The sequence below is a fragment of the Exiguobacterium artemiae 255-15 genome (genome assembly GCF_000019905.1).
In the GTDB taxonomy this organism is placed as follows: Bacteria; Bacillota; Bacilli; order Exiguobacteriales; family Exiguobacteriaceae; genus Exiguobacterium_A; species Exiguobacterium_A artemiae.
On record NC_010556.1, the window covers coordinates 226,817 to 245,381 of the forward strand.

An 18,565-nucleotide genomic window follows, 5' to 3' on the forward strand; every position below is an offset into this window, starting at 1 on the left:
AAGAGGATGACGCCAAAAAGATAAGGAGGGCAGATTATTATTCTGCCCTCCTTATCTTTGTAGAGATTGAATTTTAAGTCAGCTTCTTTGTGCATTACGGTTGTGTAGGCGGCTGATAATGTTGAATCTTATCATCTTCATCAAAGGAAATCGTCACATCCGTGATTCCTTTGAGAATCCGGATCTGTAGTTCAAGACGATCTTTAATATCATCTGCTTGAGCAATTGTCAGTCCGGGATCAACTTCGATCTCAATCTCGACGTGGAAATGATCCCCTTCTTTGATGACTTCAAGTTTTTCGATATCACGAACGTCCGGATCACGCATCAGGATTTCTCCGATTTTTGCAGTCAGTACTTCATCAATCTCACCAAGCGCACCGGCAGCATTTTGAATAAAGACATTATAGACGACATAGAACATCATCAAGCCGATCAAAATCGAAGCAATTCCTTCTGCCTGATAAAACGACGTATAATGCGAAATCAGGACGGCAATGATGGCGATGACACCACCGAGCGTCGCGACTAAATCTTCCATGAAGACGAGTCGTGTCGCCGGTTTTGCCTGCGATAAGTTGGCGAAGCTTTGACCGACCAGCGTCAGACCACGGGATTTTAATCCCGTCTCATGGGCAATCTCGGTCATCGCTTTGTAGAACACACCGACTTCAAGTACAACGCCGATTCCGAGTGCGGTCAGGATGATCCAAAGGCCGCTGGTTTTTTCACCCGGAGCATGCAGGATGTGCAGGACACCTTCACGGATGGTTTCGTAAGCAAGAATGGCAACCACAAGGATGGCGGCCAGTAAAACAAGGTTGACGAGTCGACCGAATCCATTCGGGAACCGCTTGGTCGGTGCTTTTTTACTTAATGCCGATCCGACATAAACAAAAAACTGGTTGGCTGCGTCACCGATTGTATGCATCATTTCTGCAAACATGGCGATATTTCCCGTCAAGATGTAAGCGACGAATTTGATAAGAGCGATAACCGTATTGACGATGGCAGCAGCGAGAGCCGATTTATTCCCACGCCTGAGCAGAGTAAAAAAGTTCGACATGAAGGTTCCTCCCTTTTAAGAGAAGCAGAAACGCGGGGTTACCCGCGTCCAGCTTGGAATGATGGATAAAGTGTCATGCCGCCGTCCGCAAACAAGGTAATCCCTGTCACGTAACTTGCTTCATCGGAAGCAAGCCATGCGGCGACTGCAGAAATTTCTTCCGGTTTTCCGATATTCCCCATCGGAATCATGCTTTCGACATCGGCACGTTGTTTCGGATCCTCGAACTTCTCGGCATTGATTGGTGTATTGATCGCGCCCGGTCCAATCGCATTGATACGAATGCCTTTTGGTGCGTATTCCATTGCAAGTGTTTGGGTCATCAGTTTGACGCCGCCTTTGCTCGCAGCATAGTGCACAAACGTCGGCCATGGAATGATTTCGTGTACGCTCGACATATTAATGATATTCCCTTTGACATTATGCTCAACGAAGTATTTAAGAGCTTCCCGGGCACCGAGGAAGGCACCGGTCAAGTTGACGTCGATAACCTTTTGCCAATCTTCAAGTGACATTTCATGAGAAGGTGACGGCATTTCGACGCCGGCATTATTGACGAAAACATCAAGCTGACCGAAGTGGTCGACCGTCTGTTTAACGAGATTGATCATGTCCTCTTCTTTTGAGACATCCCCTTGAACGGTAAGGGCTTCTCCACCCGCTTGTTTGATGTCTTCTGCAATTTTCTTCGCTTCTTCCGGGTGGCTCCGGTAATTGATGACGACACGCATTCCTTCTTCCGCATAGCGGCGGATGATGGCTTCACCGATTCCCATTGATCCACCGGTGACGATTGCGACTTTACCTTTGAGACTGTTATACATAATATGAACTCCTCCTTATTATTGCTTCGTAAATCCAATCATGATGCCACCGACGACGACTAGGATACAGCCGATCACGACGAAGGTCATTTCTTTTTTTGTTTTTGCTTCTTTCAGCAGGACGACACCACCAATTGTCGAGATGACGACACCGGTTTGTGATAATGAGAAGCTGGTCGCAACACCGACTTTAGCTGTTGCAAACAATAAGGCGATGTTACCGACTGCCCACATGAGACCGCCGATCGTGTTGCCGGCTGTTTTTTTCGTGAACAGGTTTCCTTTACGTAAAGACAATAGAACGGCACTGATGACCATACCGATGGCTTGTGGCAAGACAGCTTCCCAGCCGTTGATGTTGAACCAGCGGGCGATGACGACATAGCCGACATAACCGACTGTCGAAATGAGGAGTAACAGTAAGCCTTTTCCGATATTTTCATCCTGTTTGCTTTTATCTTCTTTATAAGAAGTGAAAGCGGCACCGGCCACGATTAAGACAAGTGCACTGATACCGAGAATCAAAGCAGTCCGGTTCGACCACTCGCCAAAAGCGAGAACACCGAACAGAGACGTCCCGACGAGTTGCATCCCGGTTGAAATCGGCATCGTTTTTGAGACACCCATCTGTTTAAAAGCTGCGAACTGATTCATTTGGCCAAGGGCCCAAAAAGCACCGGAGAAGAATCCGGCGACCCAGGCTGTCGTCGAAAGTTCAGGGCTGACAAAAAAGAACGTGATGATGGCGAATGCTAAAGCTCCAAGTGTCGTTCCGATAATTTGTTGTTCCGTCGAACCACCGATTTTGGAGACGACCAATGGAAGACTCCCCCACATCAAGGCAGGTACGAGCGCAATTAAGATATCAATCAAGTGTTTCACCTCTTCTACATTTCTTTCTATCTACTTGAAGTTGTACCCCGGGAACAGATCTGAAAAACATAGAAAAACAAAAAAACATTATTTCAAAATAAAAAAAACGCCCTCTCAAAAGGACGTTTCAGTAATTATTTAAACGGTTCGTCGGCAATCCGGACAATTTGCCGTCCGATGCGTCGACCGTTCCATAAAGCAACGATGGCAATGGCGAGCGAAATGCCCATCAAATCATAATGAGCAAGGAAGTAGCCGGTGTAACTGACCGGGAGGCTGACGATTCCGACGAGGGAGCTGGTCCATTGACGGATTTTCAGCGATTCCATGTTAGCGACGCGGGAAAACTTCTGTTGTTCAAACAGTCGCCACCGGGTCGGTTCGCTCAAGGCATCGTTGACGAGGCGGGGGAAGGCAAGCAGCCGTGCCCCGTAAGAACCGGCGATTTGCAAGTAGCGATTCTGATTTTTTCCTTCTTCATCGAGCCATCTTCGGACCATCGGTTTAGCAAGTTCGAGCAAATTGATTTTAGGTGATAAGATTTGCAGAATTCCGAGAATCGTTGAGGCAGCCCGGCCGAAAAAGGCAAACTCTGCCGGGAGTTGGATCGGTTCGTTTCGGACCAGTAATTCAATATCGGATAATACTTTTTCAATCAACTTCGTATCAATGTTTTCCATGTCACTTTCAAGATAGAAGGTAACGGCTTTTTCAATCGCTTGCCGGATATTTTGTTTGTTGGCATTTGGCAGTAAAAAGCGCAAATCTTCTAGACCGTCGACGATGGCGTCGTAGTCGAGCGTCACGAACGACTGCAGAATTCGCTGGATCGCGCGCATGTCATCAGCCGTCGTCGCACCGATCATCCCGAAGTCGAGCAGGACGATCCGGCCGTCACTTTGGACAAGGACATTACCCGGATGGGGATCGGCATGGAATTTTCCGCCGAACAATAACTGTTCCCCGGCATTCAGGAACAGGTTCCGGGCCAGTTCATCGCGGTCGATGTTATGTTCCGCTAAGTAATCAAGATCCGTGATGCGTGTCCCTTCAATCCATTCCATGACAAGGACACGGTTCGTACAATGTTCTTCAAAGTAATCTGGAATATAGATGACCGGATTCGTTTCGTACATTTTTTTGAAGTAGAGACCGTTTTTTAATTCTGTCCGATAGTTCAGCTCATCTCCGATGACGAAGACCATTTGACGGTACAGACTCTGTAAATCGGTTGATTTATTGAGCGACGTCCGGCGGAGCATCGCAATGACGAGTCGCATCGCCCGGAAATCGGTTTTGATAATTTGTTCGATGTTCGGCCGTTGCACTTTAATCGCTACTTTGCGTCCATTGGATTTCAGGGTTGCGCTGTAGACTTCACCGATCGAAGCAGAAGCAATCGGTCGGGGGGAAATATCATCGACGATATCTTCGATCGCTGTTCCCCAGTCCTCTTCGATGATTTTCCGGGATTCACCGAGTTTGCTTGACGGGACTTTATCGACAAGTTCCGTCAGCTCCATTAAGACGGATGGAGGAAACAGGTCGGCCCGAATCGACAGGAACTGACCGAGTTTAATGAGGAGTCCTTCGAGACGAAGGGCTTTTTTCTTATAGTCACGCGCAATCGTAATCATGATGCGCTCAAATTCTTCATTATTCGTACCGGGTCGGTTCTTCCGGGTGAATCGATAAATCGTCCAGATGTAACGAGCGAACATCGTTACGATGATGAAAATCCGATAAAGCGCCCAACGTTTCATACCTCCACCTACGCTTCCTGTACAGTTTGTTTCAGTATAGGTTACTTTACCTAAAAACGACACTTGCAAACGGTCGAATCGGTGACAGAAAAAATAAGCTTGCCGGAATCGAAAAAGAGCGTATAGTAAGTATTGGAATTTCTAATGGGAAAGGTGAAATGTGCGTATGTCCTGGGACTTGTTGAATATCATCGGCACGGTGGCGTTTGCGATGAGTGGCGCGATTGTCGCGATGGAAGAAAAGTATGATTTGTTTGGCGTTTGGCTGCTTGCTTTAATCACGGCCTTCGGCGGTGGTGCCATCCGCAACCTGTTGATTGGTGTCCCGGTTTCTGCGCTTTGGTCGCAAGGCGGACTGTTTTTAATCGCGATTTTGGTCGCGTTGCTGATCTTCATTTTACCGCAATTATTTTTACCGCACTGGACGCGGTGGGGGGTGCTCGCTGATGCACTCGGTTTATCCGCCTTTGCGATTCAAGGTGCGTTGATGGCTTCCGCTAAAGGCCTGCCGTTATCGGCAACGATCTCGGCAGCTGTTTTAACAGGAGTCGGTGGTGGCGTCATCCGCGATCTACTCGCCGGACGTAAACCGCTTGTCCTGCATAAAGAAATCTATGCGATGTGGGCCGTCATGGCGGCACTTGTGATTGACCGGTTCGAATTGACGAATCCACTCCATTTGTTCACATTACTCGGTCTGATCACAATTTTACGTATGCTATCCTATTATTATGAATGGAATTTACCAGCACGACGTTTAGGGGGAGATAAGGAATGAAAATTTTCATCATGATCGGAGCATTATCGATGATGCTCGCCGTGGCACTGGGAGCGTTCGGTGCGCATGCCTTAAAAGATATGTTATCAGAGCGGATGCTTGCGAACTGGCAGACGGGTGTCTTGTATCAAATGGTTCACTCGCTCGGAATTCTCGCACTCGGCGGGATGTTATTGAAAGTATCGATTTCTCAGTTCTCATTGGCCGGTTGGCTGATGCTTGCCGGAATCGTTTTCTTCTCAGGCAGCCTGTACGTGATGGCGCTGACGGGTGTGACGAAACTTGGGGCTGTGACGCCGATCGGTGGCGTCCTGTTCATCGCAGCCTGGATTTTTGTTGCAATCGGGGCTTATAAAGGGCTGTAAAGACAATAAGAATCTATCCGCTTCACGCGACTCGAGCAGAGAAACGTGAAACGGATAGATTTTTTTGTTCGCAAAAAAACCGGTAAACAGATTTTGATCTGTTTACCGGTACGATAGAGCGACAAAAGCAATAGCTTCAGCGCTTGGCAGGTTGTGTTTTATTTAGCTTCGATAATGCTTGCTCATAGCGGTCCAGTACGCGTTCCGCGACTGGCTTTAGCTCTTTTGAAAGCACAGCGAATTGCAATTCACGCGATCGTGTTGATCGGTTCATAGCATTCCCCATGGTAATTCCTCCTTCAGGTACAAATCTGACAGTTTTTGTGGCCGCAAAGAGTATATTCCCGTAGGGTTTTCCTATGAAACGTGATTTAGCAGATTAAAGTGCGAAATGTGCTTCGAGATCTGTTGTTTCGAGGCGGTTCCCGATAAAGAACTCACCAAACTCACCGTATTTGGCACTGACTTCGTCAAAACGCATTTCATAAACGATTTTCTTGAACTGCAGAATATCATTGGCGAACAGCGTGACGCCCCATTCCCAGTCATCGAATCCGGTTGATCCACCGATGATTTGCTGAATCTTGCCGGCGTAGCTCCGACCGATCATTCCGTGACGGTACATGAGTTCTTTTCGTTTTTCCATCGAAAGCGTGTACCAGTTGTCGCCGTCGCGGCGTGACTTGCTCATCGGATAGAAGCAGATGTGCTTCGATTTCGGCAGAATCGGATAGAGACGGTCGCGGACGTACGGGTTTTCATACGGGTTACCTTCTCCTGAACCGCGGTATGTACCGAGTTCGACGACAGACACATAGGAATACGTCGGAATCAGATAGTCGTATAGATCAAGCTTCTGCATCTTCACTTCAACGTCCTGAATCTCTTCCATTGTCGGACGCAGAACCATCAGAACGAGATCCGCTTTTTGACCGATGATCGTATAGAGGGCATGACTGCCTTCTTTTTGATCTTCTACTTGTGCGAGTTCGCCCAAGAATGCCTGGAACTCCTGTACCATCTTCGTCCGGACGGAAGCATCGACCTGTTTCAGACGGGCCCAGTCAATCCGGCGGAAATCATGGAATGTATACCAGCCATCGAGTGTTTCGGCGGCTTGTTGCGTAACGGTTGGTTCGGATGATTGATGTTGCATATGAAAACCTCCTAAATCTGTAATGGTGAACGTGTTAATCCATGTTCAATCTTACCATATCTTTTTGGTTTCCCCGTAAGAAAACGGGTTCGTTTTTGGAGCGGACCCGACATACAAAAACGGAAAGGGGGGGTATGAGGTAAAAGGGTGTGATAAAGAGGTTCTGTTTTTCCCTGTACTATATTAAAAAAGATACTGTAATAGTATTCAAAAAGTCAGGTATAAGAATAGAAAAAACACTTTTTTGCAAATTGTTTTAACAACGAAACAGAACTGTGTATAATGAACAATGGAATGGAACAACAACAAAAACCGACACTTATTCGCCACAAAAGGAGCTAATATCATGCAATTATTCGAAATGCTTGAGACAAAAGTCAAAGCCCACCAGCCGACGATCGTTTTCCCTGAAGGAATCGATGCACGTGTTCTCGGTGCAGCTGTACGTTTGAAAAAAGACGGTTTAGTTACACCGATCGTCATCGGACCACGCGGTCAAATCGAAGAGACAGCTTCAGCAAACAACATTGATGTTGCAGATCTTGAAACGATTGATCCGGCTTCATATGAAGGAATCGAAGAACTCGTTGCTTCATTCGTTGAGCGTCGTAAAGGAAAAGCAACGGAAGAACAAGCCCGCGCCCTCATCCTGAAAGACGTCAACACGTTTGGTACGATGCTCGTCCACACAGGAAAAGCAGAAGGTCTAGTTTCCGGTGCGATGCACGCAACAGGTGATACGGTTCGTCCGGCACTTCAAATCATCAAAATGCAAGAAGGCTATAAAAAGACATCAGGTGTCTTCATCATGGTTCGTGACGACGAGCAGTATGTGTTCGCCGACTGTGCAATCAACATCGCACCGGACGCTAACGATTTAGCTGAAAATGCAATCGCGTCTGCGAAAACGGCAAAAACATTCGGAATCGATCCGAAAGTTGCGTTGCTCAGCTTCTCGACAAAAGGTTCAGCGAAATCACCGGAAACAGAGCGCGTTGTCGAAGCAACATGTTTGGCAAAAGAACGTGCACCTGAACTCTCAATCGACGGTGAATTACAATTTGACGCAGCATTCGTCCCGAGTGTCGCAAAATCAAAAGCGCCGGAATCAGATGTTGCCGGTCAAGCAAACGTCTTTATTTTCCCAAGCCTTGAGTCTGGAAACATCGGCTATAAGATTGCCCAGCGTCTTGGCGGTTTTGAAGCAATCGGACCAATTCTGCAAGGACTCAACAAACCGGTCAACGATTTGTCGCGCGGATGTAACGAAGAAGACGTCTACAAACTGGCGATCATTACAGCGGCACAAGCTGTCGAAGAACGCCAAGCGTAATCCATTTTCGAAAAAGACTTTACTTTTTCAGTGAACTCCGTAAAATGGAACACATCACGCATCAACGAATAAACGTATAGCAACGCTCGTATAATAGTGGGGATTGGCCCACGAGTCTCTACCGGATCGCCGTAACGATCCGACTACGGGTGGTGAGTTACTGCTCTCTTTTTAGCGTACAGTGGCTGCCCCCGGGTAGCGACTGTACGTTTTTTTTCGTTCAAAAAGGAGAAATCAGTTATGAAACGTTTGGAAGAAATGATTAAACAAGAAGGATTAGTCTTATCGGATCAAGTATTAAAAGTCGATTCCTTTTTAAACCACCAGGTCGATCCGACCTTGATGTGGGAAATTGCCTATGAATTTATGGACCGGTTCAAAGATGCCGGTATTACGCGGATCTTGACGATTGAAGCAGGTGGCATCGCACCGGCGATGATGACCGCGCTTCGTCTTGGTGTCCCGATGGTCTATGCCCGGAAAACGAAGTCGTTAACGTTAAACGAAGGAACGATTTCAGCAGAAGTCTATTCGTTTACGAAACAACAGACGAGTACGATTACGGTCGCAGAACAATATTTACAGGCCGGAGAACGCGTCCTGATCATCGATGACTTCCTCGCAAACGGGGAAGCGGCGTTTGGATTAGCAAAACTCGTCGAACAGGCCGGAGCAGAAGTCGCAGGCTTCGGTATCGTCATTGAAAAATCATTCCAACCGGGACGTCAGAAATTGCTGGATGCCGGATTCCGTGTTGAATCGCTTGCCCGTATTAAAAAGCTCGAAGCAGGAGAGGCGACATTCGTCGACCCGGTGACAGTATGAAGACGTTATCGAACGTCAAAGCGGCGAGTCTAGGTCTGCAACATGTACTCGCGATGTACACGGGAGCCGCGATTGTTCCGCTGATTGTCGGCAGTGCAATCGGGTTATCCGGTGAAGAACTGGCGTATCTCGTTGCGATTGATTTATTTATGTGTGGAGTAGCGACATTGTTGCAAGTGTTCGTGACGAAATATACCGGTGTTGGTTTACCGGTCGTCCTCGGCTGTACATTTACAGCTGTCGGTCCGATGATTGCGATTGGCAGTTTGCAGGGCATCACGGCCATTTACGGTGCGTTGATTGCCAGCGGTTTAATTATCTTCGTGATTTCCGGTTGGTTCAGCCGGATTGCGATTTTGTTTCCGCCGGTCGTGCTCGGTTCTGTCGTGACGATCATCGGCATTTCGTTAATTCCGGCGGCGATTAATGATATCGGCGGCGGACAAGGCGCGAAGGATTTTGGTGATATGCGGTACTTGGCACTTGCCGGACTGACGATTGTCCTGATTTTAGTCTTTAACCGTTACGGAACGGTTTTTTCAAAAGCGGCAGCTGTGCTGATTGCCGTCCTGATCGGAACGCTCGTTGCATTCGGAATGGGAATGATTGATTTCAGCCCGGTCGCTGAAGCATCCTGGTTCCAAATGGTGACACCATTTTATTTTGGTGTCCCGACCTTTAATGCTACAGCCATTCTGACGATGACGCTGGTCGGACTCGTTTCGATGGTCGAATCAACAGGCGTCTTCTTGACGCTCGGAGAAATCACCGACAAAAAACTGACGGATAAAGATTTAGCCCGTGGGTACCGGGCGGAAGGAGCCGCAACGATCATCGGCGGAATCTTCAATAGTTTCCCATATACGACGTACAGTCAAAACGTCGGTCTTGTCCAGTTGACGGGTGTCAAAACACGGAAAGTCATCGTCTTTGCCGGATTCTTTTTGATCGTGCTCGGTTTCTTGCCGAAAGTCGCAACCTTTACGACACTGATTCCGAAACCGGTTCTCGGCGGAGCGATGCTCGTGATGTTCGGAACGGTCGCAGCGAGCGGAATCCGGATTTTATCCCGTGTTGATTTTGCTAAAAACGATAATGTGATCACGGTCGCGCTTGCACTTGGTGTCGGACTCGGCATCAGCATGAATCCGGCGATTGTCGCGTCACTTCCGGATCAGGTCCGTGTCCTGACAGACAGTCCGATTGTCGCAGGATCAGTAACAGCCTTGCTGTTGAACGGGCTGTTCCGTTTGACGGAAAAGAAGACAGCGATGAGAAAAACACCTTTGGCAAAGGTTGAATAAGATTTGTAACCCTTATGAAAGGAGCAGTCATGTATACTATTCGGTATAGGTGGTTGCTCCTTTTATGTACCGTTACATAAATCAGAATATTTCGAGTATGTGGGATTCGGAGAAAATATCTCTTGAAAACGTTTACAAAACGGACACAATTTCTTTATACTGACAACGTAGCGGTTAGGGGAACTGCTAAGAAACAAACAGAGACGGGAAGGACGTCGTACAGATGAAACAACAGACAGAACTGAATCGGGGATTAGAAGAACGTCACATTACACTGATGTCGCTGGGGGCGGCGATCGGTGTCGGACTGTTCCTCGGATCCGCAAAAGCGATTCAATTAGCTGGACCAGGAATACTGATCGGGTACTTAATCGGTGGTCTCATTATCTTCATTATCATGCGGGCTCTTGGGGAACTCGCAGTTCGTGAACCGGTATCAGGCAGCTTTGCCGAGTATGCCCGAAAATATGTCAGCCCGCTTGCCGGTTTCCTGACAGGGTGGAATTATTGGTTGCTCTGGATTTTCACATGTATGGCCGAAATTACGGCCGTCGGGATTTATATGCAGGAATGGTTCCCGAATTCACCCACTTGGATGTGGGCGCTTGGTGCACTGATTTTGATGACGAGCATCAACTTCATTGCCGTTAAGTTTTACGGGGAATTCGAATTCTGGTTTGCATTAATCAAAATCGTTGCCATCGTCGCAATGATCATTCTTGGAACGCTGACAATTGTCATCGGGTTCGGGAACGGCGGTACGCCGGTCGGGATTTCAAATCTTTGGTCACATGGCGGATTCCTGCCGAACGGGTTCGGCGGTGTTCTACTTGCGATGCAAATGGTCATGTTTGCCTTCTTAGGGATTGAAGTGATTGGGGTCACAGCAGGAGAAGCGAAAAATCCGAAGAAAACCATCCGCAAAGCGGTCAACAATGTCTTCTTACGAATTTTAGTCTTCTACATCGGTGCTCTGTTCGTCATTCTTTCGATTTATCCATGGGATCAAGTCGGACAGAATAACAGCAGTCCATTCGTTTTATTATTTGATTCACTAGGCATTCCGGCAGCTGCCGGAATCATTAACTTCGTTGTCTTGACGGCGGCTTTATCGTCATGTAACTCGGGAATTTTCTCAACAGCCCGGATGATGATGAACTTGTCACAAAATCAGGAAGCACCGAAACGTTTTGCAAAGATTTCTAAAAACGGTGTACCGGCACTTGCGACGATCCTTTCTGGCGTTGCCTTGCTGGTCGGTGTCGCACTCAACTACTTCTTGCCGGATGATGTCTTTGCGATTGTCACAAGTATCGCGACATTCGGAGCTGTCTGGACATGGGCGATGATTTTGATTGCTCAGATGCGGGCACGGAAAGTGCACGGATCAGCTGAATTCGGAGTTCCGTTCTTCCCGATTGCGAACTATCTTGCGTTAGCCGCACTCGTGGGTGTCATCGTCCTGATGGCATTTGATGCCGGAACACGGATTGCACTGATTGTCGGACCGCTCTGGTACGTGATTTTGATTGCTGTGTATTATGCACGGGGAATGCATAAACAAAAGCGTCAACCACTGGATCGGGCATCCGGAGAATAAGAACTGGAGATCAGCTTCGGCTGGTCTCTTTTGTTCTGTTTCGACGTCAGTTTTGCTACACTGGACACAGATGAAATAAGAGGAGGATTATTATGAAAACGATTCATGTCGATGAACTGCAAGAAAAGCTTGAAGCGGGTGAAGCATTACACGTCGTAGATGTCCGGGAACAGGACGAATACGATGCCGGTCATATTCCGAATGTCCGCTTTATACCGATGTCTGAAATCGGAGAAAGGTATACCGAGTTGCAGGAAGGCGAAACGTACTATCTGATTTGTAAAGCAGGCGGCCGGAGCGAAAACGTCGGACGGTTCCTCGAACAGTACGGCTATGACGTCATCAACGTCGAAGGCGGGATGATGAACTGGAAAGGCGATCAAGAAGCGTGATTGCTGAAAAATTGGAAGCGGATTCCTAAACGGATCTGCTTCTTTTTTTTGATTTTCTGTGAAAAGTATACATTTTAACCGATAAAGAAACTAGAACGGCGAGTACGTAGCTCGAGAATGGGAGTTGGATATGGAACAGAAGAAAAAACGCACGTTGAGTATTAAACAAAAGTTGATCCTGACATCGATGCTCTTATTATTGATTCCTTCTTTATTGATCGGTTTTGTTTCTTACAGCCAGGCCAAACAAAAAATCATGAATGAAATTTTACAGTCGGCTCATGCCGGTGTCGATCGGATGAATGATGAAATCATGAATATCATCGATCCGATGCGACGGGATGTCGCCTTTTTTGCGGACCGGATTGACGGGACGTTGTATCAATCAGGCAAACAGAATCTCGACTTAAAAGAAAAAATGACCGAATACTTAGATACGCATCCGCAAGCCGCTAATATTTATTATGCGACGACATCCGGCGAGATGACGATTTATCCGGAGCAGTCGATGCCGGATGATTATGATCCGCGTGAGCGTCCATGGTACAAAGCAGCCGAAGACGCCAGTGGAAAAGTCGTCATCACGGATCCATACGTTGACGCTGCATCGGGCAAGATGATGGTGACGCTCTCGCAAACAGGTGGAAACGGACGTGGTGTCATCGCAATCGACGTCGATGTCGACCGGATTGCCGACATCGCCAAGAAAATCAAAATCGGGAAAGAAGGATATGTCACGATTTTAGATTCAAAGAAAAATTTCGTCACTCATCCGACGTTAAAACCGGGTGAAACAGCAACTGGCAACTGGGTCGGACCTCTTTATGCCGGGAAAGAAGGACGCTTCTCTTACTTATTTGAAGATGAAGACAAACAGATGGACTTCATGACGAACGGTCTGACCGGCTGGAAAGTCGCCGGTACGTTGTACGACCGTGAAATCACGGACGAAACAGCCAGTATTTTATGGACGACATTAGGTGTCATTGCCGGTACGTTTCTCCTGGCTGGACTCCTGCTGTTCTTTATCCTGCGTTCGATCATCAGCCCGCTGAACCGCTTGACGAAAAGTGCGGAGCGGATTCAGGAAGGTGACTTAACGGAAGAAGTCGTCGTCGAATCGAACGACGAAATCGGAAAAGTCGCGGAAAGCTTTAACACGATGATTCTGTCACTGCGCGGGATCATCTCAAATCTTGATCAATCAATCGGTCAGGTCGCGGCTTCTTCCGAGGAACTGATGGCGAATGCCGCACAAACGACGGCAGCTTCGGAACAAATTGCCGGCTCGATTCAGGAAATGGCGGCCGGAGCCGGTCAATCGAAACGCCAGCTCGACGGGAATGCGGTTTCGCTGCAAGCCATCACATCGGGTGTCATGCGGATTGCCGAGAGCTCGACGAATGTGTCGGAACTATCACGGGCGACCGCTTCAGAAGCAGAAGACGGAACGGCCGCGGTCACAAAAAACGTCGAACAGATGAAAGCAATCGATTCATCGGTCGAGAACTTTGGTGAGGTCATCCAGTCGCTGGCCCATCGTTCGAACGAAATCGGGAAAATTGTTGATGTCATCAACGGCATTGCGACCCAGACGAATTTACTGGCCTTAAATGCGGCGATTGAAGCGGCACGGGCGGGTGAGAACGGAAAAGGGTTTGCCGTCGTTGCCAGTGAGGTGCGGAAGCTTGCGGAACAGTCGCAGGAATCGACGAAACAAATCTCCCATCTGATTCAAAACATCAAACAGGAAACGGAACGTTCGGTCTTCCTGATGAAAGAAGTTTCGCATCATACGAAAGCGGGACTCGAAACGACGGAAGATTCAGCCGTTCGTTTCAAACAAATCATGTTGCGGACGCAAGAAATGACACCGCGGATCGAAGATGTCACGGCAACGGTCGAAGAGATTGCTGCCAACGTCCAGGAAGTCTCGGCATCCGCAACGGAAATCGCTCATATCGCAGATGAAAATTCTGCAGCATCCGAGCGCGTCGCAGCGACGACGGAAGAACAGCTTGGCTCGATGGAAGATATTTCACAATCGGCTAAAACCTTGTCTGATATGGCGGAAGAATTGCAAGTCCTCGTATCACGATTCAAAATATGATTTTAAAAACGACCGTCCTCTTTCGAGGATGGTCGTCTTTTTTGGAAAAAGACGCGATCTTCAACCAGATTTCTAATGAATGTTGCTTGAATAAAATAAGAAACGGGAAAATACAAGTGTAGACTGGCAGCTTGTAATCGGGAGGTGTTGGTGATGGCACGACAGACGAAATTAATGGAGTGGCAACAGGCGGGTTTGATTGATGCAGAGACAGTCGACCGGATTAAAGCGTATGAAGGTCACCGTCAAAAAAAGAAACGTGTGCCGTTGTTGTTGATTGTCGGATTGACCTTTGTCGGGTTAGCTTTGCTCAGTTTCTTGGCTGCCAATTGGCAAGCGATTCCTGCCCTCATTAAAATTGGTTTAGTGTTGGTCATCATGGTCAGTTGTTATGTGTTGGCCGACGTATCGGAACGACGGACGATTTGGAATCCGGTTGCTTTTCGGATTCTTGGACTGGTTGCCTTTGCCGGAGCGCTCATCGTCACCGTCCAGAGTTTTCATATGTCCATGCAAGGTTCGTTTATCGGTTGGGCCGTCTTCCTCGCCGCGCTCGCCCATTTCTTTACGTGGCGTCATCCCGCCTATGCGATTGTTGCCTTCATCTCAGGTTTGAATATCTTTACCGGAGTCGGCGGATTTGGAACGGAGCATGCCACGTTTCTCGACTGGACATCGATTGTCCTCGTCGTGATCGTATCGCTTGCCTGGTTCTATTTCAGCCAGTCCTTCCCGTCCCTGATTCTCAGTTGGTTATTTCTTTATCTGTCGGGACTTGAGTTGTTTGCCCTTGTCTCTTACGACGGTGTCCTTTGGCCGATCTGGACCTTATTCGTGCTTGTCCCGCTGTTACTCGTCGTTAAACAAGACAGCGATCGTCATTTTCTATACCATCTGTATCTGATTGTCGCTGCCATCAATTCACTGGTTTATTTAACGGTCCGTGCCGAAACGACGGACTCCGTCATTCCTTTAGGAGAAGCCGTCGCACTTGCTGTTTTCGGTCTCGCAATCGGCTACTTGATTTACCAAAAATTCCGTCCGTTACTTTGGATTTTACCGCTCGGTTTGTTCGGATTCCTTTGGTTGGACGAACAGGCCATCTTGATTGCTGCGCTCGTCGAAATCATTGCCTTTGTTTATTTGATTGTGCAGGAGCGCCAAGGTCGTCGCCTGACGATTCCATTCGTTTACTTCATCGCCGTCCAACTGACGATTTATTTCATCTATGCCTGGGATCGCCTCGATATGTCGTTATTCTTCCTTGTCGGTGCATTGCTCGTCTTCCTGATTGCCGGTGTCCTGTGGTGGATTCGAAAACGTCATGAAGGAGGGGTTCCGTCATGAAACGGTATCTGTTTCCAGTCCTGCAAATCATCGTCGTCCTCGGTGTGATCCTCAGTTTTTACTCCATTTCCTGGTTCGGTGACAGTTACCGCTTTCGGGCGGAACCGTATGATCCGTTCAGCCCGGTCTATGGTGAATATGTCATGTTGCAGTATCCTGATTTGAAACCTGCGGATTCCGTCAAAAAAGGATTGGTCTACGTTACGTTTACAACGGATTCAGATGGTTATGCCAAGATCGACCGTATCTCAAATGACCGCTTTTTCGGTTCCGTTGCCGGAGATTATTACGACAAGTACGTCACGATTCCCCAATTAAACCAGTATTATGTGGAACAGGGAACAGGAAAAGGGTACGAGGATGCAAAAAAATTAGTCGTCAAAGCCGATGTCTCGCCGTGGGGTACGGTTCGGGCAACCGATTTGAGTGTTCGAAATTGAACTACCTCCACCTACGCTTCGCTAAGAGGTGGAGGATTCCTGAGTTAGTCAACCTAGCGGTCAAAAATTTATCAGGCTAACCCCGTCGTCCCGACGGTTGAACGTTGATCTTGTCCGTTTCTTTTATGCGGATGCCTACTCTGCTTGGTTTTCGCTACTTCGGTCATCCGCAAGGTGAACGTTGAAGATTTTACGTGACAGACGAACTTCCTGTCACAACCCTATATCTTCAGTTTTCAAAGAACATGACTATTTTTTATTCCTGATTTTAATTGTTTTCAAACCAAGAGTGTCGGGCAATTGACGTGTCGCAAGACACGCTTTGCCCGAAGACGATTCATCCCCCACTTGCACTAGGGCCTCGCCCTGAACGTTTAGAAGTGGGAGTATTCTCGTCTGATTTTGATAAAAAGACCGCCTGGATGGATACACGAAATCCATGTACAATCCAGGCGGTTTTAATTAAGCTGATTTTTTCACTTTTTCCCAACGCGGTGAGTTGAGCAATTCAATCCATTTCCGGACCGCTGAAATCGTGATGACGATAGCTAAGATCCCCATCGTGAACGACAGAATCGTATTCAGGATACTGAAGCCGGCAGAAGCCGGATTCGCATAGACATTGGCGACCATCCAGATATCAGCGAACGTCACTGTTACAAGCAAGTAGACAAGCGGAATGAATGTCGTCAAGGCATACACTTTTTTGTCGGCAATCTTCAGGATGATTGTCGTTCCGATAATTAAGCCGATCGACGCCATCAACTGATTGGAGACACCGAACAAGGCCCAAATCGAACCGATGTCGCCGGAGAAGAGCAGGTACCCCCAGAAGAACGTACCAAGCGCACTGGCGAAAATCGCACCCGGGATCCAGTCGACCCGTTTTAACGGTTTGTAGAATTCACCGAAGAAATCTTGGATCAAGTAGCGGGCAACGCGTGTTCCGGCATCGATCGCCGTCAAAATGAAGACCGCTTCAAACAGAATGACGAATTGGAAGAAGAAGCCGGCAATTTCACGGAACCAGGGAATGGCCCGGAAGATGAACGTCATACCGACGGCCAGTGAAACGGCTCCACCGGTCCGTCCGGCGAGATCGAGTCCGATTTCCCGTGATAATTCATCAAGGTAAACGGTGCTCATACCGAGTGTCGCAAAGACTTCCGGTGTCGAATTGATGGCGAAGTAATCTCCGACTTCAAGAGACGTTGCGGCAATCAACGCCATGACAGCGACGAGACACTCAACAAGCATCGCACCGAAGGCGACCGGTTTGATATCACTCCAACGATTGATCATCTTCGGTGTCGTTCCGGAGCCGACGAAAGCGTGGAAACCGGAAATCGCGCCACAGGCAATCGTGATCGAGATGAATGGCCAGACCGGACCGGCAATGATCGGACCGCCACCGTTGACGAATTTCGTGAACGCCGGGAAACGGATATCCGGATTGATGATGAAGACACCGACGATCAAGGCAAAGAAAACACCGATTTTCATGAAACTTGATAAGTAATCACGCGGTGCAAGCAACAACCAGACCGGCAGTGCTGCAGCGAAGAAGGCATAAATCGGTAACGCAATCGCGAGTTGACGTGACGACAGGTCGAACCATGTTCCGATGAACGTGTCAGTCAACTGGGGACCGAAACCGATTGCAGCAAGAATCAATAGGAAACCGACGACGGAAGCCAAGGCGAGATTGCCGCCTTTTCGTAAGTAGATGCCGACCCCCATTGCGATCGGAATGGTCGAGAAGACAGCAAATGTTCCCCATGGATTATGCTCCAGGGCATGCAGGACGACCATTGATAATCCGGCCATCGTGATGGTGATGATGAAGAGCATCGCGAGACCGGCACAAAAACCGGCGACAGGTCCGAGCTCTTTTTTAGCGACTTCAGATAACGACTGTCCATCTTGACGCATGGAAGCGAACAAGACGACCATATCGTGGACGGCGCCACCGATGACGGCACCAATCAAGAGCCATAACAGTCCCGGTAAATAACCGAACTGGGCAGCAAGTACAGGACCGACGAGCGGGCCGGCAGCAGCGATCGCTGCGAAGTGGTGACCGAACGACACCCATTTGTTGGTCGGGACATAATCTTTTCCATCCGCAAACTTATGAGCCGGTGTTTCCCGGTCCTCTTTGATTTTTAAGACTTTGACAGCCATGAATGTGCCATAAAGACGATAAACGATCAATAAAATACAAATGACGGCAATAACAATGGGTGTAGCACTCATGCGTGAACCTCCTCATAAACTGGTATGAGAAAAGTGTACTTGATTTGGAAGCGCTTTCTTTTGTTGAGTGGATGAACCGTTCGTTTTGACCGATGACATGTCGAAAAAGGAGGATGAACGGAAAAAAGAAAAC

16 protein-coding genes and 1 riboswitch are annotated in these 18,565 nt (G+C 48.0%); of the genes, 10 read left to right on the top strand and 6 right to left on the bottom strand.

Going from position 1 to position 18,565, the window contains the following annotated elements; genetic code table 11:
* Nucleotides 1-94: 94 nt before the first annotated feature.
* The 4 genes from EXIG_RS01295 to EXIG_RS01310 all read right to left on the bottom strand — a co-directional run bounded on the left by EXIG_RS01295 (nt 95) and on the right by EXIG_RS01310 (nt 4,526).
* Complete coding sequence (locus tag EXIG_RS01295) at nt 95-1,066, bottom strand: cation diffusion facilitator family transporter (RefSeq protein WP_012369121.1); 972 nt, start codon at nt 1,064-1,066, stop codon at nt 95-97.
* A gap of 38 nt (nt 1,067-1,104) precedes the next feature.
* Nucleotides 1,105-1,890, bottom strand: a complete 786-nt coding sequence (locus tag EXIG_RS01300; protein ID WP_012369122.1) for a glucose 1-dehydrogenase — start codon at nt 1,888-1,890, stop codon at nt 1,105-1,107.
* Nucleotides 1,891-1,908: 18 nt separating this feature from the next.
* Nucleotides 1,909-2,760: a GRP family sugar transporter gene (locus EXIG_RS01305; protein ID WP_041261779.1), complete on the bottom strand. Its 852-nt coding sequence runs from the start codon at nt 2,758-2,760 to the stop codon at nt 1,909-1,911.
* A gap of 137 nt (nt 2,761-2,897) precedes the next feature.
* The gene (locus EXIG_RS01310; protein WP_012369124.1) at nt 2,898-4,526 is read right to left on the bottom strand and encodes an ABC1 kinase family protein; all 1,629 of its coding nucleotides are present in this window, start codon (nt 4,524-4,526) and stop codon (nt 2,898-2,900) included.
* Between the two features lie 166 nt (nt 4,527-4,692).
* Between EXIG_RS01310 and EXIG_RS01315 the strand changes: the two genes are divergently transcribed.
* Together EXIG_RS01315 and EXIG_RS01320 are read left to right on the top strand one after the other, a co-directional pair.
* Nucleotides 4,693-5,304, top strand: a complete 612-nt coding sequence (locus tag EXIG_RS01315) for a trimeric intracellular cation channel family protein (protein WP_012369125.1) — start codon at nt 4,693-4,695, stop codon at nt 5,302-5,304.
* On the top strand, nt 5,301-5,669 hold the full coding sequence (locus EXIG_RS01320) for a DUF423 domain-containing protein (RefSeq protein WP_012369126.1): 369 nt from the start codon (nt 5,301-5,303) through the stop codon (nt 5,667-5,669). The genes EXIG_RS01315 and EXIG_RS01320 overlap by 4 nt, the downstream gene beginning before the upstream one ends.
* Before the next feature lie 379 nt (nt 5,670-6,048).
* Here EXIG_RS01320 and hemQ read toward each other — a convergent pair whose 3' ends face one another.
* On the bottom strand, nt 6,049-6,825 hold the full coding sequence (gene hemQ, locus EXIG_RS01325; protein ID WP_012369128.1) for a hydrogen peroxide-dependent heme synthase: 777 nt from the start codon (nt 6,823-6,825) through the stop codon (nt 6,049-6,051).
* A 346-nt stretch (nt 6,826-7,171) separates the two neighbouring features.
* Between hemQ and pta the strand changes: the two genes are divergently transcribed.
* The 8 genes from pta to EXIG_RS01365 all read left to right on the top strand — a co-directional run bounded on the left by pta (nt 7,172) and on the right by EXIG_RS01365 (nt 16,176).
* Nucleotides 7,172-8,158: a phosphate acetyltransferase gene (gene pta / locus EXIG_RS01330; protein ID WP_012369129.1), complete on the top strand. Its 987-nt coding sequence runs from the start codon at nt 7,172-7,174 to the stop codon at nt 8,156-8,158.
* 66 nt (nt 8,159-8,224) lie between these two features.
* A riboswitch (purine riboswitch) is annotated at nt 8,225-8,324 on the top strand.
* 74 nt (nt 8,325-8,398) lie between these two features.
* Nucleotides 8,399-8,983, top strand: coding sequence for a xanthine phosphoribosyltransferase (locus EXIG_RS01335; protein WP_012369130.1), 585 nt, complete (start codon nt 8,399-8,401; stop codon nt 8,981-8,983).
* Nucleotides 8,980-10,287: a nucleobase:cation symporter-2 family protein gene (locus tag EXIG_RS01340; protein ID WP_012369131.1), complete on the top strand. Its 1,308-nt coding sequence runs from the start codon at nt 8,980-8,982 to the stop codon at nt 10,285-10,287. Before EXIG_RS01335 ends, EXIG_RS01340 begins: the two co-directional genes overlap by 4 nt.
* Nucleotides 10,288-10,510: 223 nt before the next feature.
* Entirely contained in the window at nt 10,511-11,887 is a 1,377-nt protein-coding gene (locus EXIG_RS01345; protein ID WP_012369132.1) for an amino acid permease, read from the top strand.
* Nucleotides 11,888-11,979: 92 nt separating this feature from the next.
* Complete coding sequence (locus EXIG_RS01350) at nt 11,980-12,279, top strand: rhodanese-like domain-containing protein (protein WP_012369133.1); 300 nt, start codon at nt 11,980-11,982, stop codon at nt 12,277-12,279.
* Between the two features lie 154 nt (nt 12,280-12,433).
* A complete protein-coding gene (locus EXIG_RS01355; protein WP_234944555.1) occupies nt 12,434-14,389 on the top strand; it encodes a methyl-accepting chemotaxis protein in 1,956 nt (651 codons plus the stop codon).
* A 153-nt stretch (nt 14,390-14,542) separates the two neighbouring features.
* Nucleotides 14,543-15,736: a DUF2157 domain-containing protein gene (locus EXIG_RS01360; RefSeq protein ID WP_012369135.1), complete on the top strand. Its 1,194-nt coding sequence runs from the start codon at nt 14,543-14,545 to the stop codon at nt 15,734-15,736.
* Entirely contained in the window at nt 15,733-16,176 is a 444-nt protein-coding gene (locus tag EXIG_RS01365) for a GDYXXLXY domain-containing protein (RefSeq protein WP_012369136.1), read from the top strand. Before EXIG_RS01360 ends, EXIG_RS01365 begins: the two co-directional genes overlap by 4 nt.
* A gap of 462 nt (nt 16,177-16,638) precedes the next feature.
* Here EXIG_RS01365 and EXIG_RS01370 read toward each other — a convergent pair whose 3' ends face one another.
* A complete protein-coding gene (locus EXIG_RS01370; RefSeq protein WP_012369137.1) occupies nt 16,639-18,432 on the bottom strand; it encodes a carbon starvation CstA family protein in 1,794 nt (597 codons plus the stop codon).
* Nucleotides 18,433-18,565 lie beyond the last annotated feature (133 nt).